Raw genomic sequence first — 16,504 nt, 5'->3', positions numbered from 1 at the left:
ATAGCGCTACTTATTCAGGATTTTTAAGGTATGACATAGGACTCAACCCAAACCGTTGCTGAAAACATTTGGTGAAATATGAAGGGCTGCCAAATCCACAATCGAAAGTAGTTTGGGTGATATTTCGATCAGTGGTAAGCAATTCCAAAGATTTTTGGAGGCGATACTCTCTAATTAACTCATTCGGAGACATCTCGGCCAACGAGGTACATTTTCGATATAACTTTGATTTGCTCATAGATAATTCTTGACAAAAATCGGATACTCCTAAATCAGGATTCATCCAGTTTTGTGATAGAAAATCCATTAATAGTTGAATAAAATTTTCATCCTTGGGGTCCACCCATTTAAATAGGTTTTTATCATCCAAACTTTTTTGGCCGTCGTCCTTGTAAATCTCTTTTATTATCGATGCCATAACAATTTGGTTTTGATTGGCAAATGCACCCAAATATTTTGCCATCTTAATGGTATCTCCAAATAACTCTTTGCTCTTTTCTACCGGCATGCCCGCATTGACGCCCATTCTTAAGTTTATTAATTCCCCAGCAACATGCATTCTCTTTTGGACCGCAGCTGCGCACCCCAATGCTTGACTTACTGAGACGAATGAAATAACAAAATTATGGCCCTTTAGCTCTACTTCTCTACCTTCATGATTAGCCAATTCATTTCTCATAATTTCATAATACAAGGTCATTAGGCGATTGGCCTTATCTTTCCCTAAATCATGCTGCAGCAAACGGACATTTGAGGTTTCGGCCATCAGAATAATTCGGAATGCAGGGTCATTGAAAACTTTTAAGTTTTCAGATAGTGTCGAAGTATCTTTTGGATCGGCAATTCGGCCTAAAAAGGCTTCTACAATATTGCTGTTGACCTGCAAAATTTCATGAGGCATCAATCCATGAGCCTTATTGTGCATTTTCCTTACCGCCTCTTCATTAGGAGCATCTATAAGGCAAAATGCACTACCTCTTTCCTCGTCGACCCAGTAAGTCATGCAACGACATCCATATTCATCTTGAATCTTCAAGTCTTCACGATGAGCTTCGGCCGCATGTTTTGCTTCGATTCCGGGCACAATATGTCTGTCCATGAAAATTGGCATAATTCATATTTAACAGCTAACCATCGGTTAGAAATACCACGGATGGTTCAAACAATTACTTCTAGAAGTAAAGAAATACCTCTTTATGCTTTTAAAATAGCAAAAATGGTTCAACTTCATGTAGAAATCGTTCATTACCAGCATTGGGAAAATCTCTAATTTGCAAGTTTTAGAAAATTGTCCGCAGCATAATTACCGATTTTGGCTCCAAGTTTATACCCTTCTTCAGAATCATAACGAAAATGAATTCCCAAATAAACCCTTGACATGGAAGCTTCCATCCCAGCTTCTGAAAAGCTATTGAAAGAACGTGTAGACGGATTCATTTTCATTTTTCCTGAAAAAAATCCAGCACTATCAACTTCTTTTTGAACCATGGTAAAAGCATAATCATCACCTTTTCCCAATGTATTTGCCAAAACCGTCATTGCCGATGTACTTGCTGTACCATGTGCCGATGGGTACGATGGAAAAGGGTATGTATGTTTATGCAAATTGTTCCACTCTAAATCTGGTTCCGTATCCGGATTCTCGTCATTTGCAGCCCATCGAATTGCTGTATAAGGTCGCCAATGGTTATAATGAAATTTATTATCGAATACATTGATATAGCCGTCATAAATAGCCATATTCATAAGTGCAAAGGTTCTAGAAGCATCCCATAGATTCATATTCTCTTTTATGATTAGAGCCCGTAACAATCTATTGTGCGATCTTTCGCTAAACTCTTTCCACCACATGGCCAAATGGGTTTGGTCGACTGTTCTTGATTTACTGCCAGAACTTCCCATTTTCTTAACCTCATTAAACGCTTTAGTATATTCATTGCTAGTAATCTTTGGCGGAGGTGGCACTATAAAATGATTGGGATTGGGCAGCATAAAGGGCTGTGCTGCTGCCCACCCAGCACCAAAAACAAAACCTTCAGGTGTACCACTATGTTCGTTGAACTCAGCATAAACACCTGGCCCCATAGGATGCCATGTATAATCGGCTTCTGAGTCGAAACCATCTTTGGAACGTTGTTTCAATATTGCATTTGCTACAGCACTACCAAGGCTTTTTGCAATGGTTTTCTCATCGTCGCTAATATCAATTATCCATCTATTCAGTAGTATTTCCAACTCCCCCTTCTTATCAGGATATTGATCCACGCTCACAAAATAGGCAGCGTAAGCAACTGCCGCAATTGGATCAGTATTGACATATTCACCTTTATAAACGTATCGTTCGTATTTATGGTCAATGGTATTGAGTACATCATGCATAGCAAGATGAACCATAGTGATTGTTCTCAAACCTTTTAATGTAAGTAGGTTATCCTCAGCTACGGCAATTGCGATAATCTTTTTATTCCATTCAGATGCAACCGTTGCCTTAGATGAATTAATATTGGCTTTTTTCGGTGAACAGCTCAGAACAGTTACAAAAAACAAAGTTATGGTGACGAGTACATAAGTGTAGTTTTTCATGTTTTCCCTTTTTAGTTTTTACTTCAGCAAGCTAACAGAGAATTAAAAAAAAGTATTTGCTCTAAAATTCAAAAAGTATGCTAAAAAACTCAGCCGCGTTTATGTAATTGCTTTCCCATTAACTGTTTCTTGAATCTCAATGGTGAACTTTGATATTGCGCTTTAAAAGATTTTATAAAATGGGAAGTGTTTTCAAAGCCAATATCCAAAGCCACTTCATTTACATTCAAATCCGTAGTCTCTAGCAAAAATCGCCCATATTCCAATCTTTTATGTTTTAGCCACTTCCCTGGAGTGGTTTTATAAAGCTTTAGAAAATCCCTATTGAAAGTAGCAAGACTTCTGCCGCTTAATTTGGCAAATTCTTTAAGTTTTAAATTGAAAAGATAATGTTCGTCCATAATTGGCTTCAATGCTTTTTTACGACTGGAACTAATTTCTTTAAAATAATCTGTGGCCTTTGGGTTATTTCCCCCTGTGGCCACATTAACAATAAGTTCTTTGAATTTTATTTTGAGTAAACTTTTTGAAGGAGACTTGGGTAATCTGAAATAATGAAGTAGTGTCTCAAAATAATCATTAAGTGTTTCATCCAAATTCAATGGTATAACACAATCAGTATTTTGAATGTTTGAAGCGGTAAATTCTAAGTCGCAATCATTTTTAATTACGGAAGCAATAAATTCATCCGGAACAAAAATTAATAGGGCACAAAAGTCACCATTCAAGATTTTATAAACCCGATGTGGACCCTTTTTAAGAAAAGCAGCATCGCCTGCCTTGAGCGTATATTCCTCCGTAGGTGTTTTCCATCTCCCCCCTCCCACATAGATGTAACAGAAATAATTCTTTTTTGCATAATAATCTACCGGAGACCCTACCAATGGGCAATCATAGTTGGTAAACAACAAATCATCCACACTTAGTTGTTTAAAAAGAAAATTATGTTCTACAAATTCATAAAAGTGAACCATGTCTTTTCGCTTCATACTGCAGAAGTTTTGGTATGTTAAATAGCGGGAGAGTTGAAATCAAGATACAAAAAAGAAGATAGTTTCCTTAAAAAGGGTCTTTTATCAAGTTTGATTGGGGTCAAAATCCCATTAAGACTTACGCATTTCAAAATTTAGCCGAATCTGCTCCGGCTTTAAAGTAATCAATGGATTGATCTCAACCTCTGTCATACCTGTAGAAACTTGAAATCTTTTTACGATTTCCACAACTGTAATAATCATCTCATATGTGGCCATCGCATTTCCAATGCACATTCGTGGCCCAGCTCCAAAAGGATAGTAAAAATCACCATGGGTCTTGGGAGGCATTTCCAAAAAACGATCAGCCTTGAATTCCAACGGATTCTTCCAAAACTCCTTATTCCTGTGCAGTTCAAAAATAGATAACAGCACCATAGTACCTTTATTAAAGTGTGCACCATTGATCTCCACAGGCTCTGAGGCCACTCGATCTATAAAATAGGCGGGAGGATACAATCGCATTGCTTCTTTAATGCAAGAAGAAGTTAAACGTAATTTATTAAAATCTTCCAAATCATATACTTCATTGTTAAGTTCTTGGGCCTCAAAAAACAACTTCTCTTGTAATTGGGGGTTTTTGGCCAAAAAATACAACGTAAATGAAAGTGCGGTAGCAGTAGTTTCGAAGCCAGCTGTAAACAAGATCATCAATTCATCCAACAACTGCTTTCTCGGCATATGTGTTCCATCCTCGTAAGTAGCATGAAGCAGCATATCCAAAAGATCATCTCCCTGTGATGCTTCCTGCAATCTAGTTTCTACCAGTTGATCAAGTATTTGTCTGGCCCGATCGCTTTTTTTCAAATGTTTATTGATTTCACCGGTTAGGTTATACCACCATTTAAAATAGGGTTTACGCATTTCCTTAACAAGCATATTCTGATTGACCTCAGTAATATGCTTCAGTTCCATCATGGGCTCCCTGATATCATTCGTACTGAACAAGGTCTTTGCCACAACTTGAAAGGCCAAATCACCCATACGTGGAAGCATATCAATTGCAGAACCAGTTGGAATAAGGTCTAATTCTTTTGAAATGGCCATTTGCATGATTTCAAAAAGCCCTTTGAGTTTTTTCTGATGAAAAGCCGGTTGTATAAGTCTTCGATGGGTTCTCCAATGATCGCCATTAGAGGTTAAAAGACCATGACCTATATATTTAGCAAGATCTTCGGTTTGCAGTTTAGACTTTTCAAAACTGCGATGTTTTGTTTGCAGTACCTGCTTGACCATCACTGGGTCTCTTGAAAAGACAACATTTCCTTCTGCTGGAATTGAAATACGAAAAGTATCTCCTAGCTTTTCAAAGTTCTCATGATGGAAGGGCAAAGGGTTTTTCTGTATTCTTTTCCGGTTGGCAATGACCTTAAGAGTAGAAATATGAGGCAATTTATCCATTAAAAAAGTCCTTCCTGAGTGCCGCTCTTTAACTTCCCTAAATGTTTATAGGCCAATTCGGTAACTTCGCGGCCTCTTGGGGTACGCATAATGAATCCTTGCTGTATTAAAAAAGGCTCGTACACTTCCTCTATCGTCTCGGCACTTTCGGAAACTGCCGTGGCCAGCGTTGTAATACCTACCGGACCACCCTTGAATTTATCAATAATGGTACTTAATATTTTATTATCCATTTCGTCTAAGCCATGGGCGTCGACATTTAGCGCCTTCAGTCCAAATTTGGAAATATCCAAGTCTATATTTCCATCACCTTTAATCTGCGCGAAGTCCCTTACCCTCCGTAATAAGGCATTGCAGATTCTTGGAGTCCCTCTGCTGCGCCCGGCTATCTCAATAGCGGCATTCGTGGTAATGGGTACTTTTAAAATTTCCGCACTTCTTTCCACAATGGTTGAAAGTAGTTCTGTGTTATAATATTGCAATCTGCTTTGAATGCCAAATCTTGCACGCATCGGAGCCGTTAGTAAACCGGAACGTGTTGTAGCTCCTATCAAGGTGAAGGGGTTTAAATTGATTTGAACGGTCCGAGCATTCGGACCCGTTTCAATCATGATATCAATTTTGTAATCTTCCATGGCTGAATACAGGTATTCTTCCACAATCGGACTAAGGCGATGAATCTCGTCAATAAACAGGACATCCCGTTCTTCCAAATTGGTCAAAAGTCCGGCTAAATCTCCTGGCTTATCCAGAACAGGACCAGAGGTGATTTTGATACCAACACCCAACTCATTGGCTAGAATATGTGCCAAGGTGGTTTTTCCTAACCCTGGGGGGCCATGAAACAAGGTATGGTCAAGTGCTTCATCTCTAAGGTTGGCGGCTTGTACAAAAATCTTAAGGTTTTCCAATACCTGTTCCTGTCCCGTAAAGTCATCGAAAGTAATCGGTCGTAACGCCCTTTCAATGTCCAGTTCTTCTGATGAAAAATTCTCGGATGTTGGGTCCAGGTTTTCGTTCATATCCTAACAAATATAGTTGAAACCTGATGCACTTGAAACCAATTTGATTAAAATAACCCAAGGTTTGATTTCCAAACTAAGCCTTAAAAATCTATGACTTAAATTAGATACTTGAAAATATAATTCCTCAATATAAAATATCATGGTAACACCCAGTTATTCTAATGGCATAATACAGTACATCCCATTTTTCTATGTAATCTGGTCGGACGATTTGCTTTCTGCTTCTGAAATTTCCGTGGTTAAAAAAACCATTGAGGATGATTCTACATTAGATGTGGGTGAAAAAAAGCAGCTACTGAAATGGCTCAATAGGGAACAACCACCATCGGACAATGAATTTAAACAATGGAAACAGACCATCAACAATTCCAAAATCAAACTAATTGAAAGTGATACATATCCACTAGCTTCATTAAGTCAGCGATTGGGCGACTTTCATTGTTCGCAATGCGATTTTAACGAGCATTTGAAACATATTGAAATTAACTTAGGGATACAGCCCAATCATTACAATCATTTATTTGATGTTGAAGTTGTGCATGAAAAGACTTCAAATCAATACAATGCCCGAAGTCTGGATACACTGCTCAAGGGACCTCATGTATCTGAGGTCGATGCGTTTCGTTCTTTTCTTGATCAAGATGTTTTTAAATGGACCGTCCTCCGAGATAAAAACGACTTTCGAAATCACGTTTTAAAACAGGTTTCCCTTTTGGGTGAAATGGGATATGGCGCCATGGCATATCCGGAAGCATTTGGTGGCACTGGTAACATGCCTGCCTATGCTGCCATATTTGAACATTTGATGTATGTGGATGGAAGTCTGGCCGTGAAATTTGGGGTTCAATTTGGTCTTTTCGGTGGAAGTATCCAAAAACTGGGCACTAAAAAACATCATGACAGGTATCTAACTAATGCTGGAAAGGCTACCCTACTGGGATGTTTTGCCATGACCGAAACGGGTCACGGTTCTAACGTGAGAGGTATTAAAACAACAGCAACCTATGACAAGAAAACCGATTCTATTGTAATACACACTCCAGGTGAAAATGACAATAAAGAATATATTGGTAACGCATTGCATTCAAAGATAGCCTCCGTTTTCGCTCAACTTATTGTAGATGGAAAAAATCAAGGGGTACACGCTATTCTGGTTCCTCTTAGGGATAAGGATCGTAACCTATTTAAAGGAATCACTGTTGAAGACAACGGTTACAAACTTGGATTGAATGGCGTTGACAACGGGAAAATCTGGTTTGACCAAGTACGTGTTCCAAGAGAGAATCTATTGGATAAGTATGGGGAAATCAAAGATGATGGCTCCTATTATTCCACAATCAAAAATCCGAACAAAAGATTCTTTACCATGCTGGGCACCCTAGTAGGAGGACGTATTTGTGTGGCCAAAGGTGCATTGGGCGGAGCTAAAATGGCATTGACCATTGCCGTGAAACATGCATTGAACCGAAGGCAATTTAATGATACCGTGAAAATCCAGGAAGATTTAATCATGGATTATCCAACACACCAGCTTCGTTTGACACCGGCAATTGCAAGTGCCTATGTATATCATTTCACCCTAGAGGAAATGATGAAAAGGTATAGCGACGATACCCAACCAGATAAAAGAAAGGTGGAAACACAGGTCGCTGGCTTAAAGTCTGTTATCACTTGGTTTGCCAATACCACGATTCAAGAATGTCGGGAAGCTTGTGGGGGAAAAGGGTATTTGTTAGAAAATCGGATTGCCGACCTCAAAGGTGATGTTGATATATTCACCACTTTTGAAGGGGACAACAACGTTCTGCTACAACTTGCCGCCAAGGGCATATTATCAGATTTTAAGTCAGAGTTCAATAGTGCAGGGTTCGCCTCAGTATTAAAATTATTGCGCTCGCAGTTGTCAGATAAACTTGCTGTTATCAATCCTATTTATTCCAATAAAGTAGATTCGGAACATTTATACAATCCAAAATTCCACAAACATGCATTTAATTATCGTACTCGCAGATTGACATACACCTTGGCCATGCGCATTCGGAATTATATCAAAAAGGGTGTTCCTTCCTATCAAGCTTTTCTAAAGGTTCAGACCCATTTGTTGGCATTGGGAAAAGCCTATAGTGTTGAATTGGCTTATCAGGTCTTTGAAGAGCATCACCGCACCATCACAGATGAAAAGTACAGAGACCTAATGGCTAAATTGGGAACTCTTTATGCACTGAACCAGTTGCATGAAGATTCAAGGTGGTATTTGGAACAAGGATATTTTGGTGGAACTAAGTCAAAAGCCATACGGCAGCGTGTAGAGCGTTTGTCCACGGAATTTCGCCCACATATTGAGGTATTGGTCGATGGTTTTGGAATACCCGAGCATTGTCTTTCGGCTCCCATTGCAACATAGGATTATTCTAATTTCTTGATCAACTGGGAGGTATCCATAAATTCCAGAATGGTTATCTGCGGATTTCCATAAAGATAGGTTTTGGTGTTTCCCTTTGCACGAAGTTCCAAATCCCTAAACGCGTAGACTCTAGCACTTGCTGTATTTTCCACATTGACATTGAATGAACCAGCTTCCATTTTCTCGCCCTTGAATCTAGAGTTACCTAAAAAATTTCCTTGGATTCTATCGGATGTGCCCTCAAAGGTCAACATTCCATTTTCATCCAATTCAACAAGACTTGTTTCATTAACCGCATAAATATAGGCCTCCGCCCTGTTGCTAATACTTACGTTGAGGGAATCAACGTCAACATTAAAATCCCCTTTGCTAATTCCTTCCATATTAATATCCATTACGGCGGCACTAGCTTTCAGGTTTAATCTCGTATTTTCAAAGGCATCTACAAATAATTCATCACTACTGATAACGTCATCAACGGTAATGCTCCCCCTTTTTAAGGTGATTGCTTTGAGCTCGGTGTAGTTAATGGTGATGTCGAATTGTTTTTTAGCAGTAACATTATAAAAAGAGCTAATGATAAGGGTACTGTCCTCCACCCGAAACTTTAAAATATCAATCAGATTATCATCAGCGACAATATCATAACCCGGACCAAAAGACTTTTTTAAAAGGATATCTAAGTCGTCATTAAGCTGAATGGCATTGAAAGCCGGAAGTTCATCATTGACTTGAGTCACAATACGGCTTCCCTTAATTTTTGGCTTGCGTTGGGCCATAGCTGTAATATGACACAACAATAACAGTAGTAAGGCTAAATGTTTCACAAGTGTTCGTTTTAAAGGGTTATTAAAGATATTACAATTAGAGCTAACAATTGCCGTACCAAACTCTTTAAACAAAAAAGCCCATCCGGATGGATGGGCGTGTATTTTAAATGGAAGTTACTAGTGATTCAGCTCTTCCTCGTTGTCTTGTAAAGGAACCGTTTGTGGCACAAAATCTTGACCTGGGAGTATATATTCCCCATTTTCATACGTTTTACTATAGTCATATGCCCAACGGTGTACATGTGGAATTGCACCTGGCCAGTTACCATGCATATGTTCTTGCGGGGCTGTCCATTCCAAAGTTGTTGCTTTCCATGGATTCAAAGGTCCTCTCTTTCCGTAGAAAATACTTCTAACAAAGTTGAAAGCGAACACTAATTGAACACCAGCTGTAATAATGGCAAATACTGTCATTAAAACCTGTACGTTCGTTAATTCATCAAACATTGGGAAAGCTGTATTCTCATAATATCTACGCGGAACTCCGGCCATACCCACAAAGTGCATAGGGAAGAAAATTCCATAGGAACCAATAGCTGTTACCCAAAAGTGGACATATCCCAAATTCTTGTTCATCATTCTACCTTGGAACATTTTAGGGAACCAATGATATACTCCTGCAAAAAGACCATATAAGGCTGATATACCCATCACCAGGTGGAAGTGAGCCACAACGAAATAGGTGTCATGCACATTGATATCCAAGGTACTATCACCAAGAATAATTCCCGTTAGACCTCCTGTTATGAAGGTGGAAACCATCCCTATTGAAAAGAGCATTCCTGGATTGAGCTGTAGATTTCCTTTCCATATAGTTGTTATCCAGTTAAAGGCTTTAACCGCTGAAGGAATAGCAATCAATAATGTTGTAAATGTAAATACGGATCCCAAGAATGGATTCATTCCGGAGATAAACATATGGTGACCCCATACAATTGTTGATAGGAACGCAATTGCCAAAATGGAAGCAATCATCGCACGATAACCAAAAATAGGTTTACGTGCATTTACGGCCATCACTTCGGATACAATACCCATCGCTGGAAGAATCACAATATATACCTCAGGGTGACCCAAGAACCAGAACAAGTGCTCAAACAATACGGGAGATCCTCCTTGATAATGTAATACTTCACCTTGAATGAAAATATCAGACAAAAAGAAAGAGGTTCCAAAACTTCTATCCATAATCAGCAACAACGCTGCAGAAAGTAGTACAGGGAAAGAAATCACACCGATTACGGCCGTTACAAAGAATGCCCAGATTGTCAACGGCAAACGTGTCATTGACATTCCTTTTGTTCTTAGATTCAATACGGTTACGATATAATTCAAAGATCCTAGAAGTGATGATGCGATGAATATCGCCATCGACACCAACCAAAGCGTCATACCCGCTCCAGAACCTGGTTGAGCAGAAGGTAATGCACTCAATGGTGGATAGATTGTCCATCCAGCTGCTGCTGGACCCGCTTCAACAAATAATGAAATAACCATGATTACGGCTGATACAAAGAACATCCAAAACGAAAGCATGTTCAAGAAACCAGAAGCCATATCACGAGCTCCAATTTGCAATGGAATCAATAAGTTACTAAAGGTACCACTCAATCCAGCGGTAAGTACAAAGAATACCATAATGGTTCCGTGCATGGTTATCAATGCCAAATACATGTCAGCATCCATAACCCCGTCAGGAGCCCATTTACCCAAAAACATCTCAAATACGGCAAAAGATTCTCCTGGCCATGCCAATTGCATTCTAAAGAACAAAGACATCGCAATTCCAATGAATCCCATAATCAAGACACCTGTAATAAGATATTGCTTGGCAATCATCTTATGGTCTTGACTAAAGATATACTTGGTTACAAAAGTTTCTTTATGATGATGTCCATGATCTTCGTGTCCGTGTTCGTGTCCAGTAGCTGACATAATCTCTTCTAAGTTTTATTAAGGTTCTTTTCCTTTCTTATTATTATTCTACGGGTGCAACAGTTTCTTTGAAAGTGGTCTGTTCTGCCATCCACTTATTGAACTCCTCTTCAGTCTCTACAATAATCTTCATCTGCATGTTGTAGTGTGACTTCCCGCAAATCTTGTTACATAGTAATACGTAATCAAATTCCCATGGATCGGAGTTAGGCTCGCCTGCCGCAGCACGTTTTGCTCTTATGGCATTTGTTCTTTTTACCTTATCGATCACATCGGGATCCAATCTGACTTCTTCTGTAGTTTTTGTAGGCGTAAATGAGAACTGGGTAATCATACCTGGAACACAGTTCATTTGCGCTCTAAAGTGAGGCATGTAAGCGGAATGCAATACATCTTGTGAACGCATCATGAAGTTGACCTTACGTCCAACAGGCAAGTGCAGTTCTTTTACAATCACATCATCTGAGGAATTCGGGTCTGATTCATCCAAACCAAGCACATTGGCACGATCAATATCAATTAAACGTACACTAGCATCTCCCAAAACGTTGTCTTCACCACCGTATCGAGCGCTCCAGTTAAATTGCTGTGCATAGAGTTCAACGATAAGAGGATCATCTTCATCATTGATATCCATAATGTTGGTCCAGGTGTATAATCCCCAAAGAATCAATCCCGCCAAAACAATAACAGGAATAATTGTCCAGATGAATTCCAAACGGTCATTATCAGCAAAGAAAAGTGCTTTCTGTCCTTCTTTTCCACGATACTTGTATCCGAAGTAGTGCAACAATGCCTGTGTAATAAATTGCACAAAGAAGATAATGGCAAAGGACACCCACATTAGCTGATCATACTCTCCACCATGGGCCGATGATGCCTCCGGCAACAGCATCTTGGAATATTTTGCAAAACTGAATATGGTAATTCCGTAGATAAAAATCAGGAATGCGAACATTAGATAACCGTTGTAATTGTTATCCGAATCGTTGGCTACCTCTGAATAGTCTGATTTTAGCTGCGACAATTCAAAAATCTTGGTCATTTGCCAGATTGCGATTGCTACCAGAACTAAAACAGTCAATGTTAATAATGCAGTCATTGTATCTCTTTCTAAGACTTAATCGTATTAATAATGAAATTGTCTACTTTCTTCAATAAATGGGTTGCGTTTTGGCTGTAATGGTGCTTTGGTAAGTGTATTGAACACCCAGAACACGAACAATCCGCCAAAGAACAATATTCCTCCTATTTCAGGTACACCAAAATGCCATTGGTCACCAACGGTTGCCGGCATCACCATATTGAATACATCCAAATAGTGACCGAACAATACTACGATACCAGCCATTATCACAAACCAATTAATCCGTTTGTAATCACTGTTCATCAACACCAATATGGGAAAGATGAAGTTCATGGCCAACATGGTAAAGAAAGGCACTTTATAATCCTGGAACCTAGCTATGTAGTAGGTTACTTCTTCTGGAATATTTGCGTACCAAATCAACATAAACTGTGAAAACCATAAATAGGTCCAGAATATACTGATTGCAAACATAAACTTGGCCAAATCATGAATGTGGCTGTCGTTTACATTTTCTAAATATCCTTTGGATTTAAGGTAGATGGCTATTATTGCAGTAACTGTTATTCCTGAAACGAACATACTGGCAAATACATACCATCCAAACAAGGTACTGAACCAGTGAGGGTCTAAACTCATAATCCAATCCCATGACATCATTGATTCTGTTATTAGATAGAATACCAAGAACCCGGCAGACCATCTAAAATTCTTAACAAAGTTGGAATTGTCATCAGATTCGTCTTGAGCTAGTGACAATCTTCTTGATATTTCTCTATACCCAATCCATCCTCCTAAGAAAATAGCAGCTCGTACTAAAAAGAATGTAGGGTTAAGGTACCCAGCTTTTCCTTGAAGTAATTTATCATGGGCTACGGTATCAGCATCCATCCATACAAACATATGATTCATATGCAGTACAGAAAGCACCAAGATCACAAACACAATAATTCCACCAGGAACCAAATATGCGGTAATCCCTTCCATAACACGGAACAACATGGGTGACCATCCTGCTTGCGCAGCACGCTGAATGGCATAAAAGGCCAAAACACCCAAAGCAATCATAAAGAAAAAGAAAGCTCCGACATACAATGCTGCCCAAGGCCTATTTTGTAATTGGTGCAACAAATGCTCATCATGTGAGGCATCGTGCTCTTCGCCATGTGCGTCATCTGCAACGTGTGCAGCTTCTTCTGCATGTCCACTTCCATGTCCATCATCATGCGCAGCTGCCACCATTTCCTTGGCTTCTTCCACGGTGCTGGGAGCATTTAAAAATCCAGTTGCTAAACAAATCAATCCCAACGCCATAGCGATGAAAGATCCCATTTTTAGCTTGTTTGAAAATGTATACATAGTATGCTCTTATCCAATTATTTTGTTAGGTCTTCCTTTAACTTCATTACGTATTCGGATACTTGCCACATCTCTTCTTCATTAGCCAATTGTGCGGCATAGGATCCCATGGAATTCAATCCATAATATACGGTGTGGTATGTTGTTCCCACTGTAATGTTGCGTGCAACATGGTCATAACTAGGAACCCCCAATATTTTTTCGCGCTTTACCAAAGTACCCTGACCTTTTCCTTTTGGTCCATGGCAGATAGCGCAGTAAATGTCATACAACTCTTTTCCTTTGGCCAAATTAGCTTCGCTTTGCAATGAATCCAATGGACTAGGTTCCAATCTTGCCAATTCTTTTCCTTCCGGAGTGTTTTCAAACTTGTACGGCAAATATCCTCTTGGGATTGTGTTTTCAGCAGGAAGCATAGCCTCAGTTCCCTGTGGAAACAATCCATTGTCAACGCCCTGATAGGTTTCATAACCGACAGGTTCGTACATGTTTGGCATATATTGGTAGTTTGGATGATTCTTATCGGCACAAGCCGCAAAAGAAAGGACCAAAACCAAAACAACACTTATTTTACCTAAATGCTTCATATTTTTAAGACTCCTTTTCTGTAACATTTATTTCTACAGCTCCTGTTTCCCAAAGTAGTGCTGTCAATTCTTTTTCATTGTCCCCCAATCCAATTTCCATTAAAAAATGGTCGTCAGTGGTTCTTACATCGGGATTTTCTGCTTTCTTGAATGGCCACATCCTACTTCTGAGATAAAATGTAATCACCATTAAGTGGGCTGCAAAGAATACGGTCATCTCAAACATGATTGGAACAAAAGCCGGCATATTTGCCAAATAGCTAAAACTTGGTTTACCTCCAATGTCCTGTGGCCAGTCTTCAATCATGATATAGTTCATCATAACAATAGCCACTGTCAATCCCAAACAACCGTACATAAAAGACGTAATCGCAATTCGGGTATCTTCCAAGCCCATTGCCTTGTCCAAACCGTGCACTGGAAAAGGTGTGTACACCTCTTCAATATGATGGTGCTCTGCCCTAACCTTTTTTACGGCATGCATCAACACATCATCATCATTATAAAGTGCCTGTATAACTTTTGATGCCATAATTACTTTTTATCGTTTAATGTTTTCGCTTGTCCAGCCCAATCATCTCGTTGTGCCCTTCCAGGGAACGAACCAGTGATTGAATCCAACAAATCATATTCTTTTTCCGTCATTTTACTTACCTGTGCGAAAGTAAAAATCCCTATTTGGTTCAAGGTCTGCTCCATTTGTGGACCAATTCCTTTTACTTTTTTCAAATCGTCTGCAGTTTCTGTAGCTGCGTCGAAGGTTCCGATAGAATCCAACAAGGAAGAAACTTTAGCCGTATCAGCTTCGGGACTTTCTTCTTTTGGAGCTGCCTTTTCAACAGTTGCACTTCCCTTGGAAGGTGTTTGATACAAAGGCTTTCCTGCATCGCGTAGATTTTTGAATCGTTCTCCTGAAGATTTCAAAATAGATTTCACTTCTGCCTGAGCAATTACAGGGAATGTTCTTGAGTACAACAGGAATAGTACAAAGAAGAAACCAATGGTTCCGATGAATATTCCAATATCCACGAAGGTTGGAGAGAACATAGTCCATGAAGATGGAAGGTAATCTCTATGCAATGATGTAACGATAATTACGAAACGCTCAAACCACATTCCAATGTTTACCACGATGGAAATGAAGAAAGAGAACATAATACTGGTACGTAATTTTTTAAACCACATAAACTGTGGTGAGAATACGTTGCAGGTCATCATGGACCAATAAGCCCACCAGTAAGGTCCTGTAGCCCTGTTCAAAAAGGCATATTGTTCGTATTCCACTCCTGAATACCATGCGATGAACAACTCAGTGATATAGGCACATCCAACAATAGAACCTGTAATCATGATTACAATGTTCATCAATTCAATATGCTGAACAGTGATATATGCTTCCAAACTACACACCTTTCTCATAATGATCAAAAGGGTGTTCACCATGGCAAATCCAGAGAAAATCGCTCCCGCAACGAAATACGGAGGGAAAATGGTGGTGTGCCATCCTGGAATTACCGAAGTGGCAAAGTCAAAGGATACAATGGTGTGTACAGAAAGTACCAGTGGTGTTGCCAAACCTGCCAAAACCAATGAAACTTCTTCAAAACGTTGCCAGTCTTTTGCTCTACCTGTCCATCCAAAGCTTAATAGACTGTAAATCTTCTTTTGGAAAGGCTTTACCGCTCTGTCACGAATCATTGCAAAATCAGGTAATAATCCCGTCCACCAGAAAACCAAGGAAACAGATAGATATGTTGAAATCGCAAATACATCCCAAAGTAGCGGTGAGTTAAAGTTTACCCACAATGAGCCAAATTGGTTAGGAATTGGAAGTACCCAATACGCCAACCATGGACGTCCCATGTGTATAATTGGGAAAAGACCTGCCTGAATTACCGAGAATATGGTCATCGCCTCTGCAGAACGATTAATCGCCATTCTCCATTTTTGACGGAACAACAATAATACCGCTGATATCAGGGTTCCTGCGTGACCAATACCTACCCACCAAACAAAGTTTGTAATATCCCAAGCCCAGTTAACAGTCTTGTTCAGACCCCAAACTCCGATACCGGTAGAAATGGTATAAATGATACATCCTATACCCCAAAGAAATGCTACCAAGGCAATGGTGAAAACAATCCACCAATGCTTATTGGCTTTTCCTTCCACAGGAGCGGCGATATCCACGGTAACATCGTGGTATCCTTTGTCTCCAAGTACTAAGGGCTTTCGAATAGGTGCTTCGTAATGCGACGCCAT

Annotated in this window: 13 protein-coding genes; 1 reads left to right on the top strand and 12 read right to left on the bottom strand. The window is 39.5% G+C overall.

What is annotated here, in order from left to right; genetic code table 11:
- Positions 1-10: 10 nt before the first annotated feature.
- From ACOKFG_RS06350 to ruvB, 5 genes are all read right to left on the bottom strand, one after another.
- Positions 11-1,111, bottom strand: coding sequence for a nickel-binding protein (locus tag ACOKFG_RS06350; protein WP_298794101.1), 1,101 nt, complete (start codon positions 1,109-1,111; stop codon positions 11-13).
- Positions 1,112-1,266: 155 nt separating this feature from the next.
- Entirely contained in the window at positions 1,267-2,583 is a 1,317-nt protein-coding gene (locus ACOKFG_RS06345; RefSeq protein ID WP_299487899.1) for a vanadium-dependent haloperoxidase, read from the bottom strand.
- 89 nt (positions 2,584-2,672) lie between these two features.
- Positions 2,673-3,572, bottom strand: coding sequence for a helix-turn-helix domain-containing protein (locus tag ACOKFG_RS06340; RefSeq protein ID WP_298794099.1), 900 nt, complete (start codon positions 3,570-3,572; stop codon positions 2,673-2,675).
- Between the two features lie 114 nt (positions 3,573-3,686).
- The gene (locus ACOKFG_RS06335) at positions 3,687-5,015 is read right to left on the bottom strand and encodes a cytochrome P450 (protein WP_298794098.1); all 1,329 of its coding nucleotides are present in this window, start codon (positions 5,013-5,015) and stop codon (positions 3,687-3,689) included.
- Positions 5,015-6,037: a Holliday junction branch migration DNA helicase RuvB gene (gene ruvB, locus ACOKFG_RS06330; RefSeq protein WP_298794097.1), complete on the bottom strand. Its 1,023-nt coding sequence runs from the start codon at positions 6,035-6,037 to the stop codon at positions 5,015-5,017. The genes ACOKFG_RS06335 and ruvB overlap by 1 nt, the downstream gene beginning before the upstream one ends.
- 142 nt (positions 6,038-6,179) lie before the next feature.
- On the opposite strand from ruvB, the gene ACOKFG_RS06325 reads away from it, so the two are divergent.
- Positions 6,180-8,444, top strand: a complete 2,265-nt coding sequence (locus tag ACOKFG_RS06325; protein WP_299487902.1) for an acyl-CoA dehydrogenase family protein — start codon at positions 6,180-6,182, stop codon at positions 8,442-8,444.
- Between the two features lie 2 nt (positions 8,445-8,446).
- Here ACOKFG_RS06325 and ACOKFG_RS06320 read toward each other — a convergent pair whose 3' ends face one another.
- The 7 genes from ACOKFG_RS06320 to nrfD all read right to left on the bottom strand — a co-directional run bounded on the left by ACOKFG_RS06320 (position 8,447) and on the right by nrfD (position 16,504).
- On the bottom strand, positions 8,447-9,271 hold the full coding sequence (locus ACOKFG_RS06320; protein ID WP_299487905.1) for a GIN domain-containing protein: 825 nt from the start codon (positions 9,269-9,271) through the stop codon (positions 8,447-8,449).
- A 120-nt stretch (positions 9,272-9,391) separates the two neighbouring features.
- Positions 9,392-11,209 (bottom strand): cbb3-type cytochrome c oxidase subunit I, encoded by a 1,818-nt coding sequence (locus ACOKFG_RS06315; RefSeq protein WP_298794094.1) that lies wholly within the window; start codon positions 11,207-11,209, stop codon positions 9,392-9,394.
- Positions 11,210-11,252: 43 nt separating this feature from the next.
- Positions 11,253-12,311, bottom strand: a complete 1,059-nt coding sequence (locus ACOKFG_RS06310) for a cytochrome c oxidase subunit II (protein WP_298794092.1) — start codon at positions 12,309-12,311, stop codon at positions 11,253-11,255.
- 27 nt (positions 12,312-12,338) lie between these two features.
- A complete protein-coding gene (locus ACOKFG_RS06305) occupies positions 12,339-13,655 on the bottom strand; it encodes a quinol:cytochrome C oxidoreductase (RefSeq protein ID WP_298794091.1) in 1,317 nt (438 codons plus the stop codon).
- A 17-nt stretch (positions 13,656-13,672) separates the two neighbouring features.
- The gene (locus ACOKFG_RS06300) at positions 13,673-14,242 is read right to left on the bottom strand and encodes a c-type cytochrome (protein WP_422862054.1); all 570 of its coding nucleotides are present in this window, start codon (positions 14,240-14,242) and stop codon (positions 13,673-13,675) included.
- A 4-nt stretch (positions 14,243-14,246) separates the two neighbouring features.
- Positions 14,247-14,774, bottom strand: a complete 528-nt coding sequence (locus ACOKFG_RS06295) for a DUF3341 domain-containing protein (protein ID WP_298794087.1) — start codon at positions 14,772-14,774, stop codon at positions 14,247-14,249.
- A 2-nt stretch (positions 14,775-14,776) separates the two neighbouring features.
- The gene (gene nrfD / locus ACOKFG_RS06290) at positions 14,777-16,504 is read right to left on the bottom strand and encodes an NrfD/PsrC family molybdoenzyme membrane anchor subunit (protein ID WP_298794085.1); all 1,728 of its coding nucleotides are present in this window, start codon (positions 16,502-16,504) and stop codon (positions 14,777-14,779) included.

It is taken from the genome of Flagellimonas rhodophyticola (genome assembly GCF_049332665.1).
Classification (GTDB): Bacteria; Bacteroidota; Bacteroidia; order Flavobacteriales; family Flavobacteriaceae; genus Flagellimonas.
Note: the sequence above shows the minus strand (reverse complement) of the source record. Positions and strands in the feature narration are given on the sequence as shown.